This window comes from Streptomyces fildesensis (assembly GCF_016107395.1).
Taxonomy (GTDB): domain Bacteria; phylum Actinomycetota; class Actinomycetes; order Streptomycetales; family Streptomycetaceae; genus Actinacidiphila; species Actinacidiphila fildesensis.
Window position 1 is genome coordinate 1 of the sequence record NZ_JAAIKO010000147.1, and the last position, 731, is coordinate 731.

At 68.5% G+C, this 731-nt stretch carries 1 pseudogene; it reads left to right on the forward strand.

Annotation, left to right across the window (positions count from 1 at the left end):
- Positions 1–69: 69 nt before the first annotated feature.
- Positions 70–731 (forward strand): annotated as a pseudogene (locus C6N31_RS44875) (IS3 family transposase); the annotation flags it as partial.

Below are 731 nucleotides of genomic sequence, written 5' to 3' on the forward strand. Positions count from 1 at the left end.
GGGCGTTTCCCCTTGATCGAGGACACCCTGATCATTGGATCGTGAAGATCCATAGGACAGGAGTTCCCGTTGGGGACGTCGAAGTACACCCCTGAGTTCCGGGCCGATGCCGTCGCGCTGTACCGCGCGAGCCCGGGACGTACGTATGCCTCGGTGGCCAAGGACCTGGGCATCAACCACGAGACGCTGCGGGTCTGGGTGCGTGAGGCCGAGCAGGCCGCCGTGCCCGGGACCGCCGAGGCCACCGCCCTGGCCAGGGAGAACAAGCAGCTCAAGGCCCGGATCAGGGAACTCGAGCTCGAGCGGGAGATCCTGCACCGGGCGGCCAAGTATTTCGCGGGCGAGACGAACTGGTGATCCGCTTCCAGTTCGTTGCCGACCACCACGACGCCTACGGCGTGAAGCGGCTGTGCACCCTCCTGGCCGTCTCCCGCTCCGGTTTCTACCGCTGGCGCGAAGCCGGCTCGGCCCGGGCCGAGCGCGAACGCGCCGACCAGGTCCTCACCGAGCGCATCGCCGAGATCCACCGGGAGTCCGACAGCACCTACGGCAGTCCCAGGATCACCGCCGAGCTGCGGGACGAGGGACGGCTGGTGAACCACAAGCGTGTCGAGCGGCTGATGCGCCGACGCGGCATCGTGGGGGTGCACCTGCGTAAGAAGGTCCGCACCACGGTTCCCGCACCCGACGCGACGCCGGTGCCGGACCTGCTCCAGCGGGACTTCACCGCC